The following is a 25,533-nucleotide window of genomic DNA, read 5'->3' as shown; positions in this document are numbered from 1 at the left end:
TCAGGCGTCGATGGCCCAGGCGGCCTCTCGGATGAGTTCACTGACTGTGGGGTGTGGGAACACGATCTGGCGCAGGTCCCGGATGTCGAGTTCGGTCTCGAGCACCACGGAGGCGCCCCAGATCATTTCGGCGGCGTAGGCGCCCAGGACGGTGAGGCCCAGCACCCGGTGGGTGGCGGCGTCGATGACGATCTTGGCGGCCCCGGGCGCGCGGAACCCGTTCTCGGCGACGAACCGCCCGGACATGTAGCCGGGGACGGTGTGCGTGAGGACCTCCCGACCCTCGGCGCGGGCGGCGTCCTCGGACAGGCCGATGCCGGCCACCTCGGGGATGGAGTACACGGCCCACGGGACGGTGTGCCAGCGCATCACCTCGCCGCGGCGGTGGGCGTCGGCGTCGAGGATGTTCGCGGCGGCGATCTCACCCATCCGGTAGGCGGCGTGGGCGAGCAGGCTGCGGCCGGTGACGTCGCCCACGGCCCACACGTTCGGCAGGTTGGTGCGCATCCTGTCGTCGACGACGATGCCCTTGCCAGAGTGCTCCAGGCCGGAGTCCTCCGCGCCCCAGCCCTGGACGGCGGGGCGGCGGCCGACGGCCATGAGCACGACGTCGGCGTCGACGGAGGTCTGATCACCGTCGGCGGTGGTGTAGTTGACGGTGCCGCCGTCGAGGCTGGTGACCTTGCAGCCCAGCTTGAAGTCGATCCCCTCGAAGGCGCCGCGCAGCTGGCCCGCGATCTCGGAGTCCATGAACGGTGCAATCTCAGGCAGCATCTCCACGACGGTGACGCTGCTGCCGAGGGTGGCGAACAGGCTGGCGAACTCGAGGCCGATGACGCCGCCGCCGATGACGGTGAGGCGCTCGGGGATGGACTCGACGGCCAGCATCCCGGTGGAGTCCACCAGGGCCGGGTTGTCCTCGGTGCCGGGGATGGGCGGCATGACGGGCACTGAGCCGGTGGCGAGGATGACGTGCTCGCCCGAGTAGGTCTGCTCCCCCACCGTGACGCTGCCGGGGCCGTTGAAGGTGCCGCGACCGTTCACGACGGTGACGCCGGCCTTCTTCTCGGAGGCGCCGACGCCGGCGACGAGCTTGGAGACCACCTCGGCCTTCCAGGCCTGCATCTTGTCCCAGTCCACGGTGACGTCTCCACCGAGCACACCGAAGGGTGCGCCGTGGACGGCGTGCTCGTAGGTCTTGGCCGCGTTCAGGAGGGTCTTGGTGGGGATGCAGCCGACATTGAGGCAGGTGCCGCCGAGGGCCACTTCCTCGATCAGCAGCACCTTCTTGCCCGCGTGGCCGAGCCGTTCGGCGGCGATGTAGCCGCCCGGCCCGCCACCCAGGATGATGACGTCGAAATCAGTCATTGATGGTCCTTGTCAGCTCAGGATCGCGAGGTCGATGTTCTCGATGAACGCGACGAGGTCCTGCAGGAAGCGGGCCGCGTCGGCGCCGTCGATCACGCGGTGGTCCGCTGTGAGGGACAGCCCGATGCGCTGCTCGGCGACGGTCTTGCCCTTCTCGTTCAGCGCCACCCGTGGGGTGATGGCGGAGACGCCGAGGATGGCGGTCTGCGGGGCGTTCAGGATGGGGGTGAAGCTCTCGATCCCGAAGGAGCCAAGGTTGGAGACGGTGAAGGTGGCGCCGGCGAGCAGGTCTGGGTTGATCTTGCCCTCGATCGCTTCGGCGGCCAGCTGCTTGCTGATGGCGGAGAACTGGCCGAGGCTAAGTTGCGAGGCGTTGCGCACCGTCGGGACCAGCAGCCCGCGGGGGGTGTCGCAGGCGAAGCCCATGTGGACGCGCTCGAAGGTCTTGAGCACGCCGTCTGCGAGGTGGGCGTTGTGGCTGGGGTGCTTGGCCGCGGTCTTCACGGCGGCGTATCCGACGAGGTCCCCGATGGTCACCCCGTTCATGCCGAGCGCCGGGTCCGAGTTCTTGAACTTCTTGCGCAGGTCCAGCAGGCCCTGGGCCTTCGCGGTGGTGTTGTAGGTGAGCTGTGCGCTGCCGGCCAGGGAGGCCATCATGCGCTCGGAGATCACCTTGCGGATGCCCTTGAGCGGCGTCTCGGTGACGGCGCCGGGGAAGTCGCCGGAGGCGGCGGTCTGCGTGGGGGCGGCTGCGGGCGCTTCGGACGCAGCAGCTGCTGCCGGGGTGAGGTCTGCGGTGGAGACGCGGCCTCCGAGCCCGGTGCCGACGGTGTCGGCGCGGCCCGCCCCGCCGTCGCGGGCTGCCGCGCGGGTGGCTTCAGGGCCGGCTGCGAGGGCGGCCTGGACGTCGCGCTCGATCACGCGGCCGCCGGGGCCGGTGCCCTCGGCGATGGCGTCCACCTCGAGGGACTTGGCGGCGGCGAGGTTGCGTGCCCGGGGGCTGACGCCGCGGTCCGACGGTGCACCTGCTGCCGGTGCATCGGGCGTGGGTTCGGGCGCCTTGGAGAGCGTCTCGACGGGCTCGGCGCCGCTCGCGGGCCGGGCGTCGGTCTCCTCGTAGCCGGCCTCGCCGTCGGCGGACTCGGTGGATTCGCCTGCGCCCCAACCGGCCTCGCGCAGCGCGGGCTCCGGGTCCTCCCCCGGCTCGCCGACCACGACGAGTGGGTCCATGACGGGGACGTCGTCACCCTCGGACCAGAGCAGCTTGAGCACGGTGCCGGCGGCGGTGGAGGGCACCTCCATGGAGGCCTTGTCCGTCTCCACCTCGCACAGGACGGTGTTCTCGGAGACGGAGTCCCCCTCGGAGACCGCCCACGAGACGATCAGGCAGGACTCGACGCTGTTGCCGAGCTGTGGCATCACCACGATGGAAGCCATTGGTTTCAGTTCCTCCTAGACGACACGCAGCTGCGTGTGTTCTTGCAGTTCTTCGGCGGCCTCGGGCGGCAGACCAGAATCAGTGATGATCCCGGTGATGCCGTCCAGCGGCAGGAAACTCACGAATCCCGCCTGGCCGAACTTCGACGAGTCCGCCACGAGCCAGGTCTCCTCGGCACGGTCGCGCATGACGGTGGCCACTTGACCACCCTCGACGAAACGGGTTGTCAGACCGCGTTCAGGGGAGAACCCGTCGGTTCCCAGGAAGGCGATCCGGGTGTTGAAGTCCGCGATGGCCCGCTCCGCGAGCGGCCCGACCAGGGACTCGGTGTCACGACGGAAGACCCCGCCGGTAAGGATGGTGATCAGCGCCGGGTTCAACCGGGCGTTGGTGAACACGAGGGTGGAGTTGGTGACGATCTGGACCCCGCGCCGCCCCGCGAGGTGACGCACGATCAGGGCGGTGGTGGTGCCGGCCTCGATCATGATGGTGTCGTCGTCCACCACGAGGCTTGCGGCAGCGGCGGCGATCCGCTCCTTCGCGTCGGTGTTGACGCCCTGGCGCTGCAGGATGTGCTTGATGGTGGTGGGCCGGGCGCCGCCGCGGGTGCGCACGAGCATGCCCTGTTGCTCGAGGCCGCGCAGGTCGCCTCGGATGGTGACCTCGGAGACGCCCAGCTCGGCGGCGAGCAGCGAAACGGTGAGTTCGCCGTCGGTGGCGAGCCGCGACATGATCGCACCCTCGCGCTCCGTCCGCTCCACTGTCACCACTGACCTGCTTTCGAATCTGGCTTTCGAATTGCTTTCGCAACCCTAACGATACACCCAGCCATCGAAAGGTGCGCAACCCCCTAATCGAAAATTCCGATGCAGATGTGTCTCAATGGATTTTGCTCACCTGTCGGCCGCGACGGCGGCTCCGACTCCTGTAGATCCTGTACGTTCTCGGCGTATAGTTGATGACTCTGGTCCTGGCAGGAGGAACACCATGGCAGGAAGACCACCGGGCGACAGTGCTGACGGCCGACTTCGCCTCCTTGACGCGTGTTGGGAGCTGTTGCTGGAGAACGAACCGGGCGAGCGACTGACCATCGCTGCGGTCTGCGAACGCGCCAAGTGCACTCCCCCGACGCTGTACCACCACTTCGGGGACCTCTCGAACCTCGAACTCGCCGCCAGCGGCCGCGCCTTCGAGGACTGGGCCCAGTGCATCCGCGCCGAGATCTCCAAGGTGAAGGACCCGCACGAGCGCCTGCACCAGCACGGGCGCGAGTACGTGAAGTGGGCCTACGAGCACCCCGACGCCTACATGGTGCTGTTCGCCCGCGCCGGCAAGCTGGCCCCCGAGGGTCACGGGCCGAAGTTCCCCGACCTGCTCGAGACCCTCGCCGAGATCCATGGGCGCGAGCCTGACGACCCCGGCCTGTTCGCGATGGGGTTCGCCTTCTGGTCCGGCGTGCACGGCCTCGCCTGCCTCGGGATCGCCTCCCCGCTGCCGTCGGAGACCCTGGTCTCCACGCTGGAGTACTTCGAAGAGGCGCTGAACGCCGCCGGCCCGCCCGCACCCCACGACTGGGCCGCGGACATGCTCGCCAAGCAGAAGGCCGCCGCCGAGGCCGAGGAACCGCGCCAGCGCCGCAGTCGTCCCCGCTTCTGAAACCCGGGCGAAACCAGTCCTACGTCTGGATGACCAGGTCCGAGTGGGCGCGGGTGCCCTCGCGGGTGAAGAGTTGCTGTTCCTGCCGTGCCCACCGTTCCCAGAACGGGCGGTAGGCCTCGCCGTCGCGTTCGATCCCGCGACGCATGCGCACGCCTGCGTCGGCATCGATCCAGATCAGCGCGCTCAGGTGGGGTCGGCAGGCCGTCGAACCGGATCCGACTCCCTCCAGGATGACCCACTCGGCCTGCGGGACGACGATGAGCTCGCCCCGCTCGCCGGCCACCCAGTCCCAGCGGCGGAAGCCACCGTCGCGGCCTTCGGTCAGGGGCTCCAGCACCCAACGGGTCACGAGGCCGACCGCTTCGGCGAGCCCTTCCCAGCCGGGGTAGATGTCATCCATGTGCACCACTTGGGGGCGGGTTCCGGTGCGATCGGCCAACTCGTCGGCGACGACGTCGGCGTAGGTGGTCTTGCCCGACCCGGAGGGCCCGTCGACGGCGATCACGCCGGAGCGGGTGGCGTCGAGCAGCGAGCTGAGGGTTGGGTGCACCCGCACCATTGTGCCCTCAGGGCAGCAGGACGGCGGCGGCCATGAGTGCGGCGGACACCAGCGCGAGCAGCACCGTCGCGGCCCGGAGCAGTCTGTTGAACAAGGCCGAGCGCGAGTCCGGGGCCGCCTGGATGGCCAGCCGCAGCGCGCTGGGGCGCTGTGGCCGCTCGGTTCGACGGTGTCGCGCGGCATCGAGCGACGTGAACATGGCGCCTCATTCCTCCCGGGAAGTGATGTGCAGGGATCCCCGCAGGGACTCGCACGCGCGGTGCGCGTACGACTTGACCGTTCCCTGCGAGATGCCGAGGAGCTCGGCCACCTCGGAGACGGGACGGTCCTCGAAGTAACGAAGGACCACCACCGAGCGCTGCATCCGAGGGAGTTCCTCGAGCGCCCGGGCGACGTCGACGCTGAGTTCCGGGTCGGCCACACTTAGCCCCGAGTCCTCCCGGGGTTCGGCGACGGCGAACTCGCCCCGCCAGCTCCGGCGTCGCCACCAGGAGCAGAACGTGCGGTAGATGGTCTTGCGCACGTAGGCCTCGAAGTGGTCGTCGTCGTTCATTGACTTGTACTTGCCGTAGGTCTTGACCAGGGCGGTCTGGACCAGGTCCTCGGCGTGCTGCGAGTCTCCGGTGAGGAGCCACGCGGCACGCCACAGGCGGGCGGAGCGTTGGCGCAGGAAGCCGTCGAAGCCGGCCTCGCCGCCGACGTGCAGTTCGGCCATCTCCACCCCCTGCTGTTCCAACGCTGTGGCGTTGCCGTTAGGTTGCCACGCAGTTCCGACAGTCCGTGGAGCACCGCCGCGCGGCGCGGGAACATGTTGCGCGAATCGGATCGCGTTACTGGACATCGATCCCCACCTCCCGGATCCATTCGAGGAGCGATTCGCTCGGCGTCGCGGCCATTCGCTCGTCGGCCTCGGACCGCTCCGGGGTGTCCCAGACCAGCGTCCCGTCAGTGGCGACGTAGACGACGGCGAAGCTGCCATCCGCGTCCTCCACCATCAGGTAGCTGCCGGTGAAATCGGGCTCCTCCTCCACGGTGATCACACGGCCGGCTGCCTCGATCTCCTCAGCCCACACCGCTCCCTGGTCAGTGCCGGCCTGCAGGAAGCTGTACTGTGCGTCGGCGTCGGTGACACAGGCACCGAACTGGGCGTACTCGGCCACGGGGAAGTCGACGTAGGTGGTGTCCGGGTCGAGGCAGATGCTGACGAACGGGTCGTCGTCGAACGGCTCGGTGCGGGTGCCCTCCCAGTAGGTGGCCAACTCCGAGGCCAGTTCCTCCGACGGCATCCACGTCATCCATCCGGCGCCCTCCGGCATCAGGAAGGAGCCGTCGAGCATCCGATACATCGTGTACGGGTCACCGAAGCGGTTGGCCAGCTGCAGGGTCTGCGTCACGGGCGGGAAGCCGTGGGCCTCGGCGACCTCCGCGTTCGCCGTCGCCTCCTCGATGATGCGGGTCACCACCTCATTGGGCACGCCCTTGGCGATGACGTCCTCGTCCATGCTCTCCGCCTCGGGCGCGACCCCGCAGGCCACGCCGCGGGTCCAGCCGTCGTACATCGACTTGCTCATCATCGACGTCGCGTCGGGGCACAGGATGTCCTGGCCGGCGTAGGAGTAGTCGAGTTCCTGGCGCTGGATGAAGAACTGCTCGCGGACGTCCAGGAAGAACTGGCGGCCGTCGCCGCGCTGCTGGGTGCCGTTGTTCACGACGCCGATGCAGGGGTCGGTCTCCGAGCCCAGGACGAACGGCTCGCGGTCCGGGTACTCGAGGACCATCATGTAGGACCAGTTGAAGAAGTCGCCGGGGCCGCAGGGCTCCTGGAAGTCGGTCAGCGGCTGCGCGTTCAGCCCGCGGATGATGTCGTCGATGTTGGCGACGAGCGGCTCAGGGGCGCCGTATTGGGGCGGGTTGGGTTCCTGGTCACCCGAGCACAGCCACACCTTGGTGGCGCCCTCGGGGATGAGGGCCTCATCGGTCTGGGTCACCAGGCCGAGGTTCTGCTCACAGGCATCGGGGAGGAGGTGCTGCGGATCGGCGACGGTGGTGGCCGGGTTCGGATCCTCCTGGCCGGTGGGGGTCTGCGTCGGCTCCGGGCCGGGCGTCTCCGTGGGGGTCTCGGACGGGTCCATCGGGTTGATGACGGGCGGTTCGGCCCGGTCCGGCCCGGCCAGCACGGAACTCAGCTGGATCGCGGCAGGGACACCCAGCGCCAGCACGGCCACACCGGCCGTGGCCACCTGGATGGTGCGACGGCGACGGTGGCCCTTGCGGACGCGATCACCCAGGTCCGCCATCCGCGGAGCGCCGGGTGCGCTGCTCTTCAGAATCTCGGAGATGTCCTTCTCGGTCATCGTCGCCTCCTACTGGTTCCTGCCGCCGGCGGGGTGTCCTGCGGCGGAGGGCGGGCCGGCCGGGGGCGTCAGTCCGCTCTCCTGCCTCCTACACGCGGCAGGGACGCGTTTCGGTTGCCATCGGGCCGGTTGGGGGCTGAATCAGCTGGTTCGGGGTCGGTTTGGTGGCTGGCGGGCTGGTCCGCGCGCAACAGTGTTGCGCCAGGGGCCGTAGACGACGCCTTACGCAACACTGTTGCGCTGGGGTCAACGGCCAGCCGGCAGCTCGGTCAATGCCCGTCTCAGGTCAGCGTCCTCGGGTTCCGGTTCGGCCCGGCCATCTCCGAATCACTACGCATCAATCGCTTCCTCCCAGAGCTGCCGCAGTTCGGTGACGTACCCCTCCGCCCCAGTGCGTTCATGCTCACCCAGGTTCACCCCAAGGCAGCCACCCGGCTCGAACTGGGACTTGTCGCGGATCGCAACCACGTAGCGGGAACCGTCCGGGTAGTCATAGACCACATAGCCTCCCCAGCCGCCCGGACAGGGATCTCCGGTAGCCGGCAGGCTGTTGTACTGCTGCACTGCTGCCGCCGTCAGGTCGGCAGACCCCGTGAGGACGCCATAGCCCGTCCACGGCACGCCCAGAGTCTGGAAACTCAGGAATCCGAGGCATAGCCACACCGACTCGGCCCCTTCGGGAAGGGAGCCGTCGGTGGGAGCGGGGCTCCATGTGTCTGTGTCTGTCATGATGCTGTGACACTCCCGAGCAGCCCGGCCCTGCAGGTCCAAAGGACGCTCCCCCGTCGTATCGGGGACCTCCAGGTCGATCACATCCGATTCGATCGAGGTATCGACCGGCGGCGGCCCGCCCGGGTTGCCCTCGTCGTCGAAGAGGTAGTGCGCGCCCCCACCTACCCCTGCTCCTGTTGCGGCATCGATGAGCAGGAGGAGGCCCGCTCCCGGACTGGTCGTGTTGTCGAACCGGTTGAAGGAGCCCTCCACCGGGCCGCTGATGCGGACCACCAGGACGGGGGCATCATCGGGGAGCGGGTACTCGCCAAGGACCACGTCGGAGGATGCGATGTTCCAGGCGTCCCGGAACGTCGCCCGTGAGACCACAACGATGAACGCCCCCGGGTCCTCCCCGTTCAGGTTGTTCAGCAACGCCCGAAGAGCGAACTGGAGTTCCTGCTCGGTGTACGAGTCAGGGGATCCGGTGGCTGCCGGGTCGGGCTCCGGCCGGGTGGGCGACTCGGCCGGTTCTCCGGACGTCGTCGTGGCTACGACCGGGGTGGTCGGCGACGGTGAGTCCGCGGGTCCGACCGGTTCCTCGGCCAGGCCCGCGTCGATCTCGGCCAGCATCCGGTCCCTGATCTCCGTGCTCGGGATCCAGGTCTGCATGCCGCCGGCGTCACGCGGCGGGTACCAGTGGTAACCGCCCTCCGGGGTGCCGAAGATGGTGAACGGGTCTCCGTGCTCGTTCTGCAGGACCAGGCTGGGCGCGGAGCGCTCGAGACCCGGCTCGGGCCCATCTCCGGTCACCTCGATCTCGGCTGCGATGTCGGCGACCAAGCCATCGGAGAGCCGGATCTGCACCGCCTCGCCCGTGCCGTCGTCGGTCAGCAGGCAGACGAAGCCGCTGGCGGCGTCCTTGGGCGAGACGTCGAAGACAGACGCACCGTCCGGGCAGACGTCGTCGCCCGGCACGAACGCGGCACCCTGCGCTGCGCGCTGTTGCTCCCACAGCTCGGCGAGATCAGCGACGAATGCCTGCGGCTCGAACCGGAGCCAACCACCCACCGAGACGTGGTTGCACCCGACGTCCGGGGTACGCCCCACATGGGTCTGGGCCACGTAGCGCGTCCCGTCGGGGTAGGCATAGACGACGTCGAACATCTCGCTCTGCACGCCGTCGCAGTCGATGGCCATCGTGGCGGTCGGTTCCGCGTTGAACACGGCCACGGCCTCCTCCACGTCCATTGTGAGTGGCTCCGCAACCGCGACGAGGTTGACGTCGCCCCACTGACCTAGCCCCTTGCCGCCGCAGATCCAGACCTGTTCGGCCCCCTCGGGCATGCGCCCGTCGTCCGGAAGCTCTTGGTACGGCTCTTCGAGGATCCCCTGACAGATCTCTGGGACCAGCGGCGTCGGACCCTGCGGTGAGGAGTCCGCAGGTGCGGGTGTGGCGGTCATCGTCGGCTGGCCGCTGAGCTGGCTGCTCACTGCGACGACGGCGACGGCCACCGCCCCGACCACGCCGGTCACTGCGGCAGCGCGACGATTGCGGCTCCGCCGTCGCGCCATGGCTCCCCAGCCCTTGGTGGCGGGCGGGGGCGGGAGGGCGTCGTCGATGGCTTCGGAGAACTCTTCGGGGTTCATGTTGGTTCCTCCTGGTCCGCGAGATGGTCGGAGAGGCGCAGGGAGGCGAGGCCGCGTCGGGTGTGCGAAGCGACGGTGCCCATCGGGATGCCGAGTTCCTCGGAGACCTGCTTGGCGGTGCGGTCCTCGAAGTAGCGCAGCACCAGCACGGCCCGCTGCATGCGAGGCAGCTTGGCCAGCGCCCGGAGCAGGTCGGCGCGCTGGGCGTGGCCGTCGTCGACGATGGTGACGGCGTCGGTGTGGATCTCGGCCGGGACCTCCCGCCGCCAACTGAGGCGCCGCCACCAGGACACGTAGGTGCGGTAGATGGTGGTGCGGACGTAGGACTCGAAGTGACGGTCGTTGTCGAACGTCGGGTAGCGGGCCCAAGTCTTGGCGAGGGCCGTCTGGACCAGGTCCTCAGCGTGCTGCTCATCCCCCGTCAGCAGCCAGGCGGCCCACCACAGCTCGCCGCCGCGCTCGTCGACGTAGCGGTCGAACGCGGCGGCCGAGTCCCCGGCGATCCCCACCACAGCTGCCTCCATGCCCTCCATACGCGGTGGCGCAGCGATTCTGATGCACCACCCCAGGAGTTTGTGGCCAATCATTGCGGACCATGAGCGTCGAGCGGCTGTCCCCAACGCAAGTCGCTGGCTTTGGGGTCGGTAGACCGACCCCTTCGCAAGTCTCTTGCGTTGGGTCGGCCGGGCCAACGGGAAGGGTCCTACGCAAGGGTCGGTAGACCAACCCTTCCGCAAGGCACTTGCGAACGGGACGGCCCGCGGAGATCAGGCGTCGGGCCGGAAGACGGCGAAGGGGTCCGTAACCACGAGGTGGGGGTCGCGGAACCGGAAGCGACGGGCGGGGCGGCCGCCCTTGGAGCCGGGCTCGGACATGGTGCCGGTGTTGACCAGCTGGCCGCGGCGGGTGAGCACGCGCTGCAGGTTGGTGGCGGCGACGTCGTAGCCGAGGGCGGCGGCGTAGGCGTCGCGCAGTTCGGCGATGGTGAACTCGGCGGGCATGAGCGCGAACCCGAGGTTGGTGTAGCTGAGCTTGGCGCGGAGCCGGACGACGGCCTCGGCGACGACGTCGGCATGGTCGAAGGCCATCTCGGGCAGGTGGTCGACGTCCACCCACGCAGCGTGGGCGGGCAGTTCGCGGTCCACCGTGGTGGGCACCAGCCCGAGGTAGAAGGTGGCGATGGTGCGCTGGGCGGGGTCGCGGTCCGGGTCGGACTGGGTGCCGAGCTGCTCCAGGTGGGTGAGTCCGTCGACGTCGAGCTTCTCCGAGAGGTGCCGGAGCACCGACTCCTCCAGCGTCTCCCCCGGCTCGACGGGGCCGCTGGGTAGGGCGAACAGCCCCTCGAACGGCGGGCTGACCCGCCGCGCCAGTAGCACAGCCAGCCGCGCGGGCGAGCCCGCGTCGTCGTCGCGTCGCACCTGCAGGACGGCCCCGATCGCCTCGTGCCGGTAGAGCGGGACGCCGACCGCATCGCGGATCGGGTTCTTGGAGGTCATGGCTGCATGCTACTGTTCAAACAGTTTTAGCCTGATAGGCGATAACCGAAGGAGCAGGACATGACCCTGACCATTGACCCGGCAGTCTGGAGCCCGGCGGAGATCTCGGCGTGGCAGGAGCGCATCCACGCACTCGCGCGGGAACGCGACGCGGTGATCCTGGCGCACAACTACCAGTCGCCGATCATCCAGGACGTCGCCCACCACGTCGGTGACTCGCTGGCACTCTCCCGGATCGCCGCCACCTCCGACGCCTCCACCATCGTGTTCGCGGGCGTGCACTTCATGGCCGAGACCGCGAAGATCCTCTCCCCCGAGAAGCGTGTCCTGATCCCGGACCAGGCGGCCGGCTGCTCGCTGGCCGACACCATCGACGCGGACCAGCTGCGCGCCTGGAAGGCCGAGCACCCGGGCGCGGTCGTCGTCAGCTACGTCAACACCACCGCCGAGGTGAAGGCCGAGACCGACGTCTGCTGCACCAGCTCCAACGCCGTCGACGTCGTGCGCTCCATCCCCGAGGACCAGGAGATCCTGTTCCTGCCGGACCAGTTCCTCGGCGCCCACGTCCGCCGCCAGACCGGCCGGAAGAACATCCACGTCTGGCTCGGCGAGTGCCACGTCCACGCCGACATCTCCCCCACGGACCTGGTGGATGCCGTCCGCGACAACCCCGAGGCGGACCTCTACGTCCACCCCGAGTGTGGCTGCACCACCAGCGCGCTGTGGCTGGCAGAGTCCGGCGAGCTGCCCGAGGAGCGCACACACGTCCTGTCCACCGGCGGCATGCTCGACGCCGCCCGGCGCGAGTCCTCACGGCAGGTGCTGGTGGCCACCGAGGTGGGGATGCTGCACCAGCTGCGGCTGGCCAACCCCAACACGGATTTCCAGCCGGTGAACCCCGAGGCCGCCTGCCCGTTCATGAAGCTCAACACCCCCGCCAAGCTAGAGGCCTGCCTCGGCGACCCGGCCCTGACGAGGGGCTACGAGGTGGACGTGCCTGCCGACATCGCCGCCAGGGCACGTCTGGCGGTGGAGCGGATGGTGGCCATCGGTAACCCCGGGAGTGGCGAATGATGCTCCCGGCACCCTCCCCCAACGGGGTGGAGCGCACGGACGTCGTGGTGGTCGGGACGGGGGCGGCCGGGCTCTCGGCGCTGCTGCACCTGGCCGCGGCCGACGTCGACTGCATCGCAGTCACCCGCGGCGCAGTCACCGATTCCGCGACCGCGTGGGCCCAAGGCGGGCTGGCCGCGGTCTGGGACGAGTCCGACACCCTGGAGTCCCACGTCGCCGACACGCTCGTCGCCGGCGCGGGCCTGTGCGACGAGGCGGCCGTGCGGGAGCTGGTCGCCGCGGCGCCCGGGGCGATCCTCCGCCTCATCGACCTCGGCGCCCAGTTCGACCTGACCGCCAACGGAGCCATCGACCTCCACCTCGAGGGGGGCCACAGCGCCCGCCGCATCATCCACGCCGACGGCGACGCCTCGGGCGCGGAGGTGGAGCGCTCGCTCTGGGCGGCGCTGTCGTCGGCGCTCGAGGGCTCACGGACCAGCGTCCGGGAGAACTCGCGCCTGCTGGACGTCCTCACCGACGCGGCTGGCCGGGCCTGTGGGGTCCGGCTCCTGGAGGCCGACGGCGCGGTCCGGGAGGTGCTCGCCGACGCCGTGGTGCTGGCCACCGGCGGCATCGGCCAGCTCTGGCCGGTGACAAGCAACCCGCCGGGCGCGACGGGCGACGGCGTGGCCGCGGCCCTCCGCGCGGGGGCGGCGGTGCGCGACCTCGAGTTCGTGCAGTTCCACCCCACCGTCCTGGCCGACGACGCCGCCACCAGCCGCGGCGTCCTGGTCAGCGAGGCGGTGCGCGGGGAGGGCGCCGTCCTGCGCGACGGCGCGGGCACCCCGATCATGGCCGGGGTGCACCCGCTGGCCGACCTGGCCCCGCGCGACGTCGTCTCCGCCGCGATCATCGCCCACCTCGAGCGCACGGGTGAGCCGCACGCCTTCCTCGACGCCACCGGCTTCGGCGAGGCGAAGTGGCGGCAGCACTTCCCCGGCATCCTGCGCCTGTGCCGGGAGCGCGGCATCGACCCGGTGACCCGGCCGATCCCGGTCCACCCGGCGGCGCACTACGCGTGCGGCGGCGTCGTCGCGGACCTGGACGGGCGGACGTCGGTGCCGGGGTTGTTCGCGGTCGGCGAGGTGGCGGCGACCGGCGTCCAGGGGGCGAACCGGTTGGCGTCGAACTCGCTCACGGAGGCCCTGGTGGCCGGCGACCGGGTGGGTGCGCTGCTGGCCGCCACCCGGCCCACGATCGGCCGCGCAATCCCCCGGCCCACCGCTCCAGGGAACTCCGCCGAGGCCCTGCCCGCCATCCGGGCAGCGGTGCAGAGACACGCGTTCGTCTCCCGCTCGGGACCGGGCCTGACCGAACTCGCCGCGGAACTCGGGGCCCTGCCGCGCACCGCCTGTCCCATCGACGACGCCTCCCTCACCGCCTCCAACCTGCACACCGTGGCGACGGTGCTGGCCGCGGCCGCGGTGGAGCGCACGGAGTCCCGCGGCGCGCACCGTCGCTCCGATTTCCCGGAGACCTCGCCGGTCTGGGAGGCCAGGATCGTCGCCACGCTGGTGGACGGTCGTGTCCACCTCACCACCGAATCCCTTGTCAGCTCCGAGAGGACAGCAGCATGACCGACCCCTGGAACGCCGTCGACCCGGACGAGGTTCGCCGGCTCATCGACGTCGCCCTGGACGAGGACCTCCGTCTGGGCCCCGACGTCACGACGCTGGCAACCGTCAGCGCCGACGCCGTGGGCACCGCGCACGTGGTGGCCCGAGAGGCGGGAACGATCGCCGGGGTCCACGTGGCAGCCGCCGTCCTGCGGGAGGTGGCGGCCCGGATGGGGGTGCAGGCCTCGACGGTGGTGGTGCGGGGCGACGGCTCGCGCGTGGCCGCCGGCGCCGTCGTGCTCAGCATCGTCGGCCCGCTGCGCTGCCTCCTGACCGCCGAGCGCACCCTGCTGAACTTCCTGGGCCAGCTCTCGGGGGTGGCGACCGCCACCGCCCGCTGGGCCGATGCCCTGGCCGGAACCGGGGCCGTCGTGCGGGACACCCGCAAGACCGTGCCGGGGCTGCGGGCGCTGCAGAAGTACGCCGTCGTCTGCGGCGGCGGCGCCAATCACCGGATGGCGCTCGGGGATGCCGCGCTCATCAAGGACAACCACGTGGCCGCGGCCGGGTCCGTGGCCGCCGCCTACCGGGCGGTGAAGGAGCACGCGCCGGGGATCGAGGTGGAGGTGGAGTGCGACACCCTGACCCAGATCCGGGAGGCCATCGACGCCGGTGCGGAACTGGTGCTGCTGGACAACTTCAACCTCGAAGACACCGTCGCGGCCGTGGCGCTGTGCCGGGCGGCGGGCGTGCGCACCGAGGCCAGCGGCGGGCTCACCCTGGAGCGGGCCGCCGAGGTGGGCGCGACCGGTGTCGACTTCATCGCCGTCGGTGCGCTCACCCACTCGGCGCCGGTGCTGGACCTGGGGCTGGACCTGGCCCCGTGACTCGTCGACTCGTCCTCCGGTAGCGCGCCGCCAGGGTTTCGAAGGCCGCGGCCAGTTCCGGCGGGCCCACCACCTCCATCGAAGCCTCGAAGCGGCCGAACGACGCGGCCAGCGCTCCCCAGGACCAGGAGCCGGCCTCCAGCGTGCACCTGTGCTCGTCGATGGCCATGACCGTGCCGTCGCCCGCGAAGGGGAGGACTTCGCGCGCCGGCAGTTCGAGGATGACCGTCCCGCGGCAGGGCCACTGGTTGACGTCCGATCCCTTGAACCTCGCGGCGACGAACTCGCCCACGTCGCCGCCGGGCACCGCTCGCGGCGCGAAGCGGGGGCCATTGGGGGTGCGCGGTCGGATGCGGTCGACGCTGTAGAGCCGCCAGTCCGCGCGGTCCAGGTCCCACCCCAGGAGGTACCACCTCCCATGGGAGGCGACGAGGTGGCAGGGCTCGGTGCGTCGCGGCGCGAGGGGCGGCTGGTTGCCGGGAGCGGCGTCCCGGGCAGCGTAGTCGAAGCGGAGGGCCTCGCGGGCGCGGATGGCATTCGCGAGGGTGACCAGGACGTCGAAGGAGACGGTCATGGGGGCGCGGTCGCCGGCCCGCCCGACCGCCGTCACCTCGAGCGCGTCCAGGCGGTGGCGCAGCCGCGCCGGCATCACCTGGCGGATGGTTGCGAGGGCCCGGGCTGCCGCCTCCTCGGTGCCCGCCCCGATCACCGGGGCGGTCTGCAGGGCGAGGGCGATCGCGACGGCTTGGTCCTCGTCGAACAGCAGTGGCGGGAGCTCGCTACCGGCGTCCAGCTGGTACCCGCCGTAGGGCCCGAGCGTGGCGCGGATGCTGTACCCGAGTTCGCGGAGCCGGTCGATGTCCCTTCGGACCGTGCGGTCGCCGACCCGGAGCCGGGACGCCAATTCCGGGCCCGGCCACTCGCGTCGCGTCTGGAGGAGCGACAACAGGTTGAGGAGTCGCTCGGTGGTGGTCACACCCCTGACACTAGTCACCATCTAGGACAGAATCAGTCCTGGACCACTGCCAGAGTTTGCTCCGCCGGGCCGATCGGGCCGGCTTCGACGAAGGAGCAGAAATGACAGTCCAGACAACCACCCACCTCAACTTCCGTGGCGACGCCCGTGCGGCGCTGGAGTTCTACCGGTCCGTCTTCGGCGGCCACACCGTCATCAACACCTACGCCGATTTCGGAATGCCGGCCGAGGCTCCCGGTGCCGACAAGGTGGTGTTCGGGCTCGTGGCAGCGGAGAACGGCTTCCGGATCATGGCCTACGACATCCCCGGTCGGAGCGAGGGTCGGATCGCCGGCGGCGGCTCGACCCACCGCGAGAACCACACCACCGTCACCGACCAGGCGCTGTTCGTGTCACTCGGTGCGGAGTCGCTGCAGGAGTTGCAGGGCCACTGGGACGCGCTCGCGGACGGTGCCGTGATCGTGGAACCCCTCGCAGCCTCGGCCTGGAGCGCCGGATTCGGGATGCTCACCGACCGCTTCGGAGTCACCTGGAGCCTGAGCGTCACGGTCTGACACGTTGCCATCCGCGTTGGTGGCGCACTTGGCACCGGAGACGGAGCCGAGTGCGCCACTCAAATAGGGTGGCGCACTCGGCTGGCGCGTTCGGCACCGGAGACGGAGCCGAACGCGCCACCTACCCAGATTCAGGCCAGGTGGCCGGAGCGGCGCAGGGCGGCGCGCCCGCGACTGGAGTGCGTCTTGACCGCGCCGACGGTGATGCCGAGCTCCGAGGCGATGTCCTTGACGCTGCGGTCCTCCAGGTACTGCAGGATGATCACGGCGCGCTGCATCCGCGGCAGCTCGTCGAGGGCGCGGAGGACGTCCAATCGCAGCGGGGCATCACCGTCGCCGTCGCCGGATTCGGGCAGGTGCTCGACGGTGAACTCGCCCCGCCAGCTCTTGCGCCGCCACCAGGACACGAAGGTGCGGTAGATGGCGGTGCGCACGTAGGCCTCGAACTCGCCGTCGTCGGTGAACGACTCGTAGCGGAAGTAGCACTTGCTCAATGCGGTCTGGACCAGGTCCTCGGCGTGCTGGTGGTCCCCGACGAGCAGCCAGGCGGCGCGCCAAAGCCTGGTGCCGCGGTCGGAGATGAACCGCTCCAGACCGCGTTGGTCCACCATCGCACCCTCCGGCGTCATGGCACTATTCAACGCCAAGGTACTCCCGGAGCTGGGAAGCCACGAGCGATTCGGGCACCCAGACCATAAGTTGGTCACCACGTTTCCACAGATAGGTCAGTTCACCGGGGCCCAGGACGATCTGCCACAGCTCGGCCACACCCCCGTCAGCGGTGGCCAGCACCAGGGCGGAGTCCTCATAGGACCAGCCACCGCTCGCGTCAGCGCGGGAGTCCGTCAGCACCGACGTCGCCACTTCCCGCACCAGTTCCGCGGGCAGTTCGATCTCCTGCGGGTCCTCCCCCAGGACGGTGCCGGTGCAGACCGCGCCGCGGGCGAACGCCTCCGGGCCGGCCACGTCGACCGCCGGCTCCAGCACGTTCGCCGAGTTGCACAGGGCGACGGCGTGGGCGGTCTCCGGGTCCGCGGGCAGCGCGTCGATCCGCGGACCGGTGAGGTTCATCCCCACCGGGACCGCCAGCGCGAGCACGACGACGCCCACCGCCCCTGCCGCGGTGCCTTGGCGTCGACGGCGTTTCCGGCGCGCGCCGTCCAACCATCCCCCTGTGGAGGGGGTGGCTGGAACTGCATTACTGAGTGTCTTCGAGAACTCCTCGTCCGTCACGGACTGGCCACCTCTGCGTCTGACTGGTTCCTGTCGCCCAACCTAACGAGTGCGGGCCCCCGTTTGGTTGACAGCGCGCCGGGATCAGCGCGCCAGCAACTCGTCCAGCTCGACGGCGACGGCGCTCGGCGGCTCCCAGACCATCCACCGGTCCCCGTCCCGCCACTCGTAGGTGCCGTCCTCCATGCGGCTCAGCGCCAGTGGGTCGCCGTACTGGTTGAGCGCCACCACTGCGTCGTTGGTGGGCACGACGTAGGGGGTGTCGGCGGGCAGCGGGAAGGAACTCGTGGCCAGCATCTCGGACAGGGCCTGGAGCAGCTCGGGCGAGAGTCGTTCCTCGCCCCGCTCACCGCCCTGGCCGTCGTCGAAGATGTTGGTGCAGGCGAACGCGTCACTGAAACCGGCGGCGGCGTCCACCGGGATGATCGCGGACGTGAGGCTGCAGATGGGGGCCGGCCGCTCCGTCGGAGTTCCGGTGGCCTCGCGCTGCTCGTTCCACAGCCCCACCAGTGCGTCGAGGTAGTCGACGCCACCACCGCGCAGGTCCGCTCCTGCGGCGACGACGCGGCAGCCGTAGTCCTGGATCTCGACGGGCAGCCGGGTTCCATCGGCGTACTGGTGGACGACGAAGTAGGACGGTCCGAGTTCCTCGGTGCAGGCCCGGTCCGGATCGGGCACCTCGAGGGCGTTGTAGAGGTCGACGGCGCTCTGGGCCGCCCCACCCTCGAGCGGCTCGAGGGGACCCGCGGGGCCGGTGGCCTGGTCGAGTCCCTTGCCGCACAGCCAGACGGCCGTCGGATCGGCGGGAACCACACCGTCGGGCAGTTCGGAGGTGATCAGCTCACCAGCCTGCACGCCGACGCAGCCGTCGGGCTCGAAGATCACCTGCGTGGGATCAGGGTTGACCGGCATTTCCGGGTCCTTGGTACCCGGCTGCGAGGGCATGTCCGGGTGGTCGGCGGCGACGGCCAGCAGTTCGGCCACCTCGGGCGACGGCGTCCAGACCCGGCTGGTGCCCTCCGCGTCGACGAACCAGTAGCTGGAGCCGTCCTCGGAGGCCACCAGCCGCAGCCAGTCGCCCCAGGAGCCGACCAGCGCAAGCGTCGCGTCCCAACCCGACGCCTCCCCCTCTACGGCATTGGCGCGGATGTCGGCAACGACGCGTTCGACGTCCTCAGGTGCCAGGAGCGATCGGCCGTACTGGCCGGTCTCCGGGTCACCGACACAGACCACGCCGGAGACGATGTCTTCCAGGCTCGGCACCAGCATCGTGTTCGGCACGGGGCAGGCGGGTGTGGTCCCGACGGGCTCGGGCTCGCTCACGGAGTCGCGCTGCGCACTCCACAACCCGGTGAGGTGGCCCAGGAACTCGACGCCGCCGGAGTGGGCGGTCTGGCCCACCATGATGGCCTGGCACCCGTGGGTCTCGGCCGTGACGTGGGCGAGGCTGCCGTCCGGGTACTCGAGGACCACGAGGTAGGACAGGGAGTACTCCATGGTGCAGGTGATGGTGGCGAGATCCAGTTCCGGCTGGGCCTCCACGAACTCGACCACCTGGTCCACGCCCTGCTCGAGGGGTTCGAGCGGGCCGATGGTGCCGAACGGGTTGGAGACCGTCGCGTCGCCGCACAGCCAGGCGCGCACCGCTCCGGGCTCGAGCTCGACGTCGTCGGTGGTGGGCTGCACCCGCTCGCCGTCCTCGTCGAAGCAGGCCGCCGCGCCGGGCAGGCCGGGATCGGGCTGGGAGCCGCCGTCGGAGTCCTCGGGCGCATGCTCGGCGGGGTTCGGCGCGCCGTTCTCTGCGGCGTCCTGCTCCGGGTTGGCCATCAGTTGCGTCCCGGACAGGCTCACGGCCAGCGGGATGGCGAGCGCCACGGCCAGCACACCGACGGTGCCGCCGACGATGCCGGCGCGGTTGCGGCGCTTGCGCAGGGCCCCGGAGGCCCAGCCCTCGGGCGAGGGCGAGTCGGGGACGATCTGCTTGAACGCCTTGGAGAACTGGTCGTCGGTCATGGGGTCACCTCAAGGTCTGCGAGATGTACTGAGTCGCGCAGGGCCGCGCGACCGCGGGAGGAGTGTGCCTTGACGGTGCCGGGCGCGATGCCCAGCTGTTCGGCGATGTCGGCGATGCTGCGGTCCTCGAAGTACTGCAGCACCAGGACGGCGCGCTGCATGCGCGGCAGTCCCTCGAGCGCCCGGACCAGGTCCAGGCGCAGCGTCGAGGTCTCCCCCGAGCCGGCGGTCCCGGTCTCGGGGAGCGTCTCGGCGGGCGACTCGTTGCGCCAGCTCATCCGCCGCCACCAGGACACGAAGGTCCGGTAGATGGCGGTGCGGACGTAGGCTTCGAAGCCCTCGTCGTCGCCGATGGCGTCGTAGCGGCCGTAACACTTGGCCAACGCCGTCTGCACCAGGTCCTCGGCGTGCTGCGAGTCCCCGGTGAGCAGCCACGCCGCCCGCCAGAGCCTGCGCCCACGGTCGGAGACGAAGCGCTCGAACCCGAGCGTCGTCACCGTCGCCGGTGTTGCTGTCATGACACCCTCCATGCACCCCACAACGCAGTCAGGGACCATGATGGTTTACCTGTGGGGCAAAGCTTTGCACGCGTCTGGAACACTGGCAGGCGTGAGTGAGCAGGAAACGCCCCCGACCTACTACGAACGCGTCGGCGGGCACGAGACGTTCGTGAAACTGGTGCGCAAGTTCTACGAGGGCGTGGCGCAGGACCCGCCCCTGCGCGAGATGTACCCGGAGGAGGACCTCGGCCCGGCCGAGGAGCGGCTGCTGCTGTTCTTCGAGCAGTACTGGGGCGGCCCCAAGACCTACGGCGAGACCCGCGGCCACCCCCGCCTGCGGATGCGCCACGCGCCGTTCCGGGTGACCCCCACCCAGCGCGACCGCTGGCTGCACCACATGCTGGCCGCCGTCGACACCCTCGAGCTGTCGCCCATCGACGACATCGAGATGCGCGACTACCTGACCCGCGCCGCCCACTTCATGGTCAACGCCGACGACAACGGCACCGACGAGGTCATGCCCGGCCCGCTGCCGACGGGCCTGCCGCTCGCCTGAGCGGGAGGGGCCCCGCGTGGCCGGAGTTGCCGCGCGGTAGGCTCGCGCCATGCGCGGTGAGTACAAGGTGCCCGGTGGGAAGCTCGTCGCCGTCGAGGTGGAGGTGGCCGACGGCTACCTGACCCGCGCGGCCGTCTCGGGAGACTTCTTCCTGGAGCCCGACGAGGCCCTCGACGACATCAACCGTGCCCTGCGCGGGCTGCCGGAGTCCGCCACCGTCGACGACATCGCCACCGCCGTCTCCTCCCACCTGCGGCCGGGCGCCAACATGATCGGCTTCGACGCCGAGGCCGTGGGCATCGCGGTGCGCCGTGCCCTGGGCCGGGCCACCAGCTGGGAGGACCACGTCTTCGACGTCATCGAGCCCGTCCGGATGGACCCGCGGATGCACGTCGCGCTCGACGAGGTGCTCGCCACCGACGCGGCACGCGGCCGCTCCGGCCCCAGTTTCCGACTGTGGGACTGGGACTCGCCCCTGGTGGTGATCGGCTCGTTCCAGAGCTACCGCAACGAGATCGACGAGGAGGGCGCTGCCCGGCACGGCATCGATGTCGTGCGCCGCATCACCGGCGGCGGGGCCATGTTCATGGAACCCGGCAACTGCGTCACCTACTCGCTTGTGGCGCCGACGTCGCTGGTGGAGGGCCTGAGCTTCGAGCACAGCTACGAGTTCCTGGACCAGTGGGTGATGGGGGCGCTGGCCGACCTCGGGGTAAACGCCCGCTACGTCCCCCTCAACGACATCGCCAGCGACAAGGGCAAGATCGCAGGCGCGGCCCAGCGTCGCCTCACCGGCGGCACGGTGCTGCACCACGTGACAATGAGCTACGACATCGACGCGGACAAGATGCTGGAGGTGCTGCGGATCGGCCGGGAGAAGATGTCTGACAAGGGCACCAAGTCCGCCAACAAGCGCGTGGACCCACTGCGCTCGCAGACCCAACTCCCCCGCGACGAGATCATCGCCTCGTTCCTGCATGCCTTCGAGAGCCGCTACAACACCCGCCGCCGCACCTACACCGATGACGAACTCGCCCGCGCGCGGGAACTGGTGAACACCAAGTTCTCAAACGACGAGTGGACCCGCCGCGTACCCTGACACCCCCTGGCCGGCCGCGCCCCTGACCCTTCAGCCGAATCGGAGTTCCACCACAGCACCCACTGCGGGGAGAACCAGATCCACCTCGGCGCTGCCGGCCCTGACCCGGTGCGCGCCCACGGCCGCGGTTGTGCGCGCGGTGAACCTCGCCTCGCGCACGCGGGGCTCCCCTGCCTCGACGTCCCAGCGCATGGACACCGAGATCCCCGGCCGCGCCACCAGTCCCCGCACCCGGCCGGGACCGAGCGTGGCGGGCCAGGCCGGAAGCAGCTCGAGCCTGCCGCGGTGGGACTGCAGCAGCGCCTCGGCGACGGCGGCGACGTAGCCCAGGTTGCCGTCGATCTGGAACGGGGGATGTGCACACAGGAAGTTCGGGTAGAGACCGCCCACCCACTCTCCCCGGTCGGTGGTCATGTCCCTGAACACCAGCCCGAGCAGCCGCTCCACCGCCGCACTGTCCCCCAGTCGGGCATGAAGGGCAAGTTTCCACACGAGGGACCACCCGGTGGACTCATCCCCGCGATTCTCGAGGAACCGGCGCACCGCCTGCTCCACGCCCGGCCCCAACTCCGCTGTCCCCGGGTAGGCGGACAGCAGGGGTGAGAGATGCCGGTGACCGCGGTCAACCAGGGCGGGGTCTGCCAACCATTCGGCCACAGCGCCGTCGGAGCCGATCGGTACCCCCGGGATGCGTCGCAGCGCCGCCCCAGCCCTGCGCAGCACCTCATCCTCAGGAGCCCCGGTGACCTCGGCGGCCCGCAACAGGTCCTCGAGCACCATCCGCACCAGCGTGTTGTCCACCGTCGACGACGCCCCCACCGCCCCCGGGCTGCCGTCGGCGCCGACGAACTCGTTCTCGGGTGACGTGGACGGCGAGACCCCCAGACCGCCGTCGGATGTGGGCTGCAGCAGGTGCAGGGCGAACTCGGCGGCCGAACGCAGCAGCGGGAATGCGCGGGCCAGTGCTGGACCGGGCTCCACGAACCCGGCGTGTTCGACGTGGTGGTGCACCAGCCAGAGACCGGCGAGTGGCCAGAATGCCGACTTGGCGTCGTGCGAGCCGTGGCCGACGGGATTGGTGTACGCCCAGGCGTCGGTGTTGTGGTGCGCCACCCAGCCGGGGGCGTCGTAGAGCCTGCGGGCAGTCTCGGTGCCGCGGGTGGCGAGGGCGTCGACGAGGTCGAACAGCGGCTCGATGGTCTCGGGCAGGTCCGCCACGTCCGCGGCCCAGTAGTTCATCTGGGTGTTGATGTTGGTGGTGTAGTTGGAGCTCCAAGGTGGCCGGATCTCCTGGTTCCAGATGCCCTGCAGGTTTGCCGGGAGCGTCCCGGGGCGCGACGAGCAGATCAGTAGATACCGGCCGTAGTTGAACAGCAGCGCTGCGAGCTGCGGGTCCCGCGCGATGGTGGCGCGTTCGCCGTCGTTGATGGCGCTGAGCCGTGCGGCGGTGTCCCCTGCGGCCCCGGTGCCGGGCCGGAGGTCCAGTTCCACGCGCCGGTACAGCCCCGCATGGTCTTTCACCTGAGCGGCGCGAACACTTTCGATAGGCTCTGACAAGGCGCGCTGGACCATCTGACGAGCCTTGGCGAGCGCATCTCGCTCGTCCCCGGAAGGCAGGACGCCGATGCCCTGGAACGTGGTGGCAGCAGACAGCACCACCAGGATCCGGCGCGCCTGCAGGATCCGGAGGACACCTTGAGACTCCGCTGCGCTGCCGTCATGCCGCACGGAGAGCGCCACCGCCCCTCGCAGCGCGAGACCGCCGTCCCAGGTGACGGGCGCCTCCGACGGAGTGTGTGGCGGGAAGACGTCGGTGGGCATCGTGAGCAGCAACTGCCCCTCGCCGTCAGCAGTGAACCGCGGCTGCCCGATGAGGCGCAACGGCGTGCCCAGACCGAATTCGACGTCCACCGGCGCATCAGCACTGATCTCATGCACCAGCACCCCGTGCGGTGCGCTGATCCAGGTGGTGTGCCGCACCGTCACCTGCCCCATCCGCCCGGCCGCCTCATGGGTGGCGGTGGCCAGATCCAGCGAACGCCGGAACCCTGCCACCTGGCCGTCCCCGCCGGCCCTGCCACCACCGGACACGGAAACCCCCAGCACCAGCTCGGCCAACGGCAGATAGGCCTGGGAGTGCCGGTGCTGCAGCCGCTGCACCTGCCGCTCGGCCTCCGCATGGTCACCGACGGCCACCGCAGCCCTCGCCGTCGCCAGCGCCTCGCGCGCCACCTCAGGGGAGACCACCGGGTCACGTTCCTCGGAAAGTGGGGAGCCGGACCAGGCTGTGTCGTCGTTGAGCTGCAGCCGCAGTCGCGCGACGTCGCCGGAAACCATCGCCCCGAGCCAGCCGTTGCCCAGGGGCAGGGCCTCGTCCCAGGAGCCCGCTGGCGTGCTGTACCGGAGCGTGTGGGCGTCCCGGGGAAACTCTGAAGTGGCCACCTCTTGTCCTTCCTAACGATTATCGATTAGTGTAGCCTCGTAGTTACACCTGACCCACACTGTTGTGGCCACGAGAGGATCGAAGATGATCGCAAAGCGTTACCTGAAGGCACTCGGCGGCATCGCTGCTGTCAGCCTGCTCGCCACCGGCTGCTCCACGCCGGCCAGTCCCGATGAGCCCGGGCAGCAGACCGAGCTCAGCATGATTGTCAACGTCACGCCCAACCTCACCGAGGAGTGGTGGAACGAACTGGTGGCGCCCTTCGAGGCTGCCCACCCCGAGATCGACGTGATCATCCAGAACCCCGGCGCGGAGGGCGTCGCCGCGGCCATCCCCCGCCTGCTGGCCTCGGGTGACGCCCCGGACATCGTCCAGTCGCTGCCGCCCACCACGGAACTGGCCCCCGAACTGGTGGACCTGTCCGGCTACGAGTGGGCCAGCAGCGGTCCGCTGTCCGAGCAGTACTCCATCGACGGCAAGCACTACATGGCGGGCATCGGCATCCAGCTGCAGAGCCTCATGTTCTACAACAAGGCCGCATTCGAGGAAGCCGGCATCGACGCCCCGCCCACCACCCTCGACGAGCTCGACGACGCGCTCGCGAAACTGAAGGCCGCCGGTTGGACGCCACTGCAGACGGGCGGCGACTGGATGTCCAGCCACCTCCTCCAAGTGATCGGGCTGCCCACCGTCATCGCGGAGAACGAGGACTGGTTCGCGAAGATGAGCTCCGGCGAACTCACGTTCAGCCAGACCTACGGCAGCTCCGTCGAGCGCTACGCGGACTGGGTGGCCCAGGGCTACATCCCCACCGACGATCTGGGCGTGAAGTACCCGGACGCGGAGCAGAACTTCCTCGCCGGCAACAGCGCCATCTACTCGATGGGCAGCTGGTTCGCGGGCACCGAGGCCAACACCCCGGACGCCCCTGAGATCGGCGTCTTCCGGGCCCCCGCCGCCGACGGCGTCAGCAACCCCGCAATGGGCGCCAACATCGCCAGCCCGTACCTGATCATGAAGTCCTCCGAACACCAGGAAGCAGCCGCGCAGCTGGTGGAGTTCCTCACCACCGACGAGACCGCCGTCGTGGACCAGCTGAAGGTGGACGGCAACTTCCGCGACGGCTACTCCTACGAGACCACAGCGCTGGGCGACGAGCTGGGCGAGATCGTGGCGGACACCCCCGCCTCCGACTACACCCCCACCGGTCAGGGCTACGGCGAACGCACCCTCCCCTCCGGTTACTCCGATGAGATCAACGCGCAGACCCAGGCGCTGCTCGGGGGCGCGGCTCCCGCCGACGTGCTGAGCGCCATGGACTCCTGGTTCAGCGCAAACATCAGCTGACCCCTCCCACCCAGTCCCCCC

The 25,533-nt window shown here is 70.1% G+C and carries 24 protein-coding genes; 8 read left to right on the top strand and 16 right to left on the bottom strand.

The window, feature by feature from the left end; genetic code table 11:
• From lpdA to ACYU7G_RS10435, 3 genes are read right to left on the bottom strand one after another with little or no spacing between them, the layout of a single operon-like run.
• On the bottom strand, window positions 1–1,368 hold the full coding sequence (gene lpdA, locus ACYU7G_RS10445) for a dihydrolipoyl dehydrogenase (protein ID WP_461107527.1): 1,368 nt from the start codon (window positions 1,366–1,368) through the stop codon (window positions 1–3).
• A gap of 12 nt (window positions 1,369–1,380) precedes the next feature.
• Window positions 1,381–2,805 carry a dihydrolipoamide acetyltransferase family protein gene (locus ACYU7G_RS10440; protein ID WP_461107525.1) on the bottom strand — a complete coding sequence of 475 codons (1,425 nt, stop codon included), beginning with the start codon at window positions 2,803–2,805 and terminating at the stop codon, window positions 1,381–1,383.
• A 15-nt stretch (window positions 2,806–2,820) separates the two neighbouring features.
• Window positions 2,821–3,573 (bottom strand): DeoR/GlpR family DNA-binding transcription regulator, encoded by a 753-nt coding sequence (locus ACYU7G_RS10435; RefSeq protein ID WP_461107523.1) that lies wholly within the window; start codon window positions 3,571–3,573, stop codon window positions 2,821–2,823.
• A 220-nt stretch (window positions 3,574–3,793) separates the two neighbouring features.
• Between ACYU7G_RS10435 and ACYU7G_RS10430 the strand changes: the two genes are divergently transcribed.
• On the top strand, window positions 3,794–4,462 hold the full coding sequence (locus tag ACYU7G_RS10430; RefSeq protein WP_461107521.1) for a TetR/AcrR family transcriptional regulator: 669 nt from the start codon (window positions 3,794–3,796) through the stop codon (window positions 4,460–4,462).
• Between the two features lie 19 nt (window positions 4,463–4,481).
• Here ACYU7G_RS10430 and ACYU7G_RS10425 read toward each other — a convergent pair whose 3' ends face one another.
• From ACYU7G_RS10425 to ACYU7G_RS10395, 7 genes are all read right to left on the bottom strand, one after another.
• Complete coding sequence (locus ACYU7G_RS10425) at window positions 4,482–5,015, bottom strand: nucleoside/nucleotide kinase family protein (protein ID WP_461107519.1); 534 nt, start codon at window positions 5,013–5,015, stop codon at window positions 4,482–4,484.
• Window positions 5,016–5,031: 16 nt separating this feature from the next.
• The gene (locus ACYU7G_RS10420; RefSeq protein ID WP_461107517.1) at window positions 5,032–5,223 is read right to left on the bottom strand and encodes a hypothetical protein; all 192 of its coding nucleotides are present in this window, start codon (window positions 5,221–5,223) and stop codon (window positions 5,032–5,034) included.
• A 6-nt stretch (window positions 5,224–5,229) separates the two neighbouring features.
• Window positions 5,230–5,739, bottom strand: coding sequence for a SigE family RNA polymerase sigma factor (locus ACYU7G_RS10415; protein WP_461107515.1), 510 nt, complete (start codon window positions 5,737–5,739; stop codon window positions 5,230–5,232).
• Between the two features lie 115 nt (window positions 5,740–5,854).
• Complete coding sequence (locus ACYU7G_RS10410) at window positions 5,855–7,378, bottom strand: hypothetical protein (RefSeq protein WP_461107513.1); 1,524 nt, start codon at window positions 7,376–7,378, stop codon at window positions 5,855–5,857.
• A 330-nt stretch (window positions 7,379–7,708) separates the two neighbouring features.
• Window positions 7,709–9,739 carry a hypothetical protein gene (locus ACYU7G_RS10405; protein WP_461107511.1) on the bottom strand — a complete coding sequence of 677 codons (2,031 nt, stop codon included), beginning with the start codon at window positions 9,737–9,739 and terminating at the stop codon, window positions 7,709–7,711.
• The gene (locus ACYU7G_RS10400) at window positions 9,736–10,263 is read right to left on the bottom strand and encodes a SigE family RNA polymerase sigma factor (RefSeq protein ID WP_461107509.1); all 528 of its coding nucleotides are present in this window, start codon (window positions 10,261–10,263) and stop codon (window positions 9,736–9,738) included. The genes ACYU7G_RS10405 and ACYU7G_RS10400 overlap by 4 nt, the downstream gene beginning before the upstream one ends.
• Before the next feature lie 243 nt (window positions 10,264–10,506).
• Window positions 10,507–11,235: an NUDIX hydrolase gene (locus ACYU7G_RS10395; protein WP_461107507.1), complete on the bottom strand. Its 729-nt coding sequence runs from the start codon at window positions 11,233–11,235 to the stop codon at window positions 10,507–10,509.
• 60 nt (window positions 11,236–11,295) lie between these two features.
• Here ACYU7G_RS10395 and nadA point away from each other — a divergent pair, with 60 nt between their 5' ends.
• Genes nadA through nadC form a run of 3 tightly spaced genes read left to right on the top strand, consistent with a single transcriptional unit; the run spans window position 11,296 to window position 14,791 of the window.
• A complete protein-coding gene (nadA, locus tag ACYU7G_RS10390; protein ID WP_461107505.1) occupies window positions 11,296–12,309 on the top strand; it encodes a quinolinate synthase NadA in 1,014 nt (337 codons plus the stop codon).
• Entirely contained in the window at window positions 12,306–13,925 is a 1,620-nt protein-coding gene (gene nadB / locus ACYU7G_RS10385; RefSeq protein ID WP_461107503.1) for an L-aspartate oxidase, read from the top strand. The genes nadA and nadB overlap by 4 nt, the downstream gene beginning before the upstream one ends.
• Window positions 13,922–14,791 (top strand): carboxylating nicotinate-nucleotide diphosphorylase, encoded by an 870-nt coding sequence (gene nadC / locus ACYU7G_RS10380; RefSeq protein WP_461107501.1) that lies wholly within the window; start codon window positions 13,922–13,924, stop codon window positions 14,789–14,791. Before nadB ends, nadC begins: the two co-directional genes overlap by 4 nt.
• Here the strand turns inward: nadC and ACYU7G_RS10375 are convergent.
• Entirely contained in the window at window positions 14,742–15,767 is a 1,026-nt protein-coding gene (locus ACYU7G_RS10375; RefSeq protein WP_461107499.1) for a helix-turn-helix transcriptional regulator, read from the bottom strand. The two genes, nadC and ACYU7G_RS10375, sit on opposite strands and share 50 nt — an antisense overlap.
• 101 nt (window positions 15,768–15,868) lie before the next feature.
• On the opposite strand from ACYU7G_RS10375, the gene ACYU7G_RS10370 reads away from it, so the two are divergent.
• Window positions 15,869–16,321: a VOC family protein gene (locus ACYU7G_RS10370; protein WP_461107497.1), complete on the top strand. Its 453-nt coding sequence runs from the start codon at window positions 15,869–15,871 to the stop codon at window positions 16,319–16,321.
• Between the two features lie 131 nt (window positions 16,322–16,452).
• Here the strand turns inward: ACYU7G_RS10370 and ACYU7G_RS10365 are convergent, their stop codons facing one another.
• The 4 genes from ACYU7G_RS10365 to ACYU7G_RS10350 all read right to left on the bottom strand — a co-directional run bounded on the left by ACYU7G_RS10365 (window position 16,453) and on the right by ACYU7G_RS10350 (window position 20,085).
• Window positions 16,453–16,950 (bottom strand): SigE family RNA polymerase sigma factor, encoded by a 498-nt coding sequence (locus tag ACYU7G_RS10365; protein WP_461107495.1) that lies wholly within the window; start codon window positions 16,948–16,950, stop codon window positions 16,453–16,455.
• 4 nt (window positions 16,951–16,954) lie between these two features.
• The gene (locus ACYU7G_RS10360) at window positions 16,955–17,485 is read right to left on the bottom strand and encodes a hypothetical protein (RefSeq protein WP_461107493.1); all 531 of its coding nucleotides are present in this window, start codon (window positions 17,483–17,485) and stop codon (window positions 16,955–16,957) included.
• Between the two features lie 153 nt (window positions 17,486–17,638).
• Window positions 17,639–19,567 (bottom strand): hypothetical protein, encoded by a 1,929-nt coding sequence (locus ACYU7G_RS10355; protein WP_461107491.1) that lies wholly within the window; start codon window positions 19,565–19,567, stop codon window positions 17,639–17,641.
• Window positions 19,564–20,085, bottom strand: a complete 522-nt coding sequence (locus ACYU7G_RS10350) for a SigE family RNA polymerase sigma factor (protein WP_461107489.1) — start codon at window positions 20,083–20,085, stop codon at window positions 19,564–19,566. The genes ACYU7G_RS10355 and ACYU7G_RS10350 overlap by 4 nt, the downstream gene beginning before the upstream one ends.
• 91 nt (window positions 20,086–20,176) lie before the next feature.
• On the opposite strand from ACYU7G_RS10350, the gene ACYU7G_RS10345 reads away from it, so the two are divergent.
• Both ACYU7G_RS10345 and ACYU7G_RS10340 read left to right on the top strand, forming a co-directional pair.
• Window positions 20,177–20,623, top strand: coding sequence for a globin (locus ACYU7G_RS10345; RefSeq protein WP_461107487.1), 447 nt, complete (start codon window positions 20,177–20,179; stop codon window positions 20,621–20,623).
• 49 nt (window positions 20,624–20,672) lie between these two features.
• Window positions 20,673–21,722: a lipoate--protein ligase family protein gene (locus ACYU7G_RS10340; RefSeq protein ID WP_461107485.1), complete on the top strand. Its 1,050-nt coding sequence runs from the start codon at window positions 20,673–20,675 to the stop codon at window positions 21,720–21,722.
• Window positions 21,723–21,752: 30 nt separating this feature from the next.
• Here ACYU7G_RS10340 and ACYU7G_RS10335 read toward each other — a convergent pair whose 3' ends face one another.
• Entirely contained in the window at window positions 21,753–24,164 is a 2,412-nt protein-coding gene (locus ACYU7G_RS10335; protein ID WP_461107483.1) for a glycosyl hydrolase family 95 catalytic domain-containing protein, read from the bottom strand.
• Between the two features lie 85 nt (window positions 24,165–24,249).
• Between ACYU7G_RS10335 and ACYU7G_RS10330 the strand changes: the two genes are divergently transcribed.
• Window positions 24,250–25,512 (top strand): ABC transporter substrate-binding protein, encoded by a 1,263-nt coding sequence (locus tag ACYU7G_RS10330; protein ID WP_461107481.1) that lies wholly within the window; start codon window positions 24,250–24,252, stop codon window positions 25,510–25,512.
• The last annotated feature ends 21 nt before the right edge of the window (window positions 25,513–25,533 follow it).

The sequence above is a fragment of the Tessaracoccus terricola genome (assembly GCF_054776555.1).
This window is presented reverse-complemented; position numbering and strand designations above follow the sequence as displayed.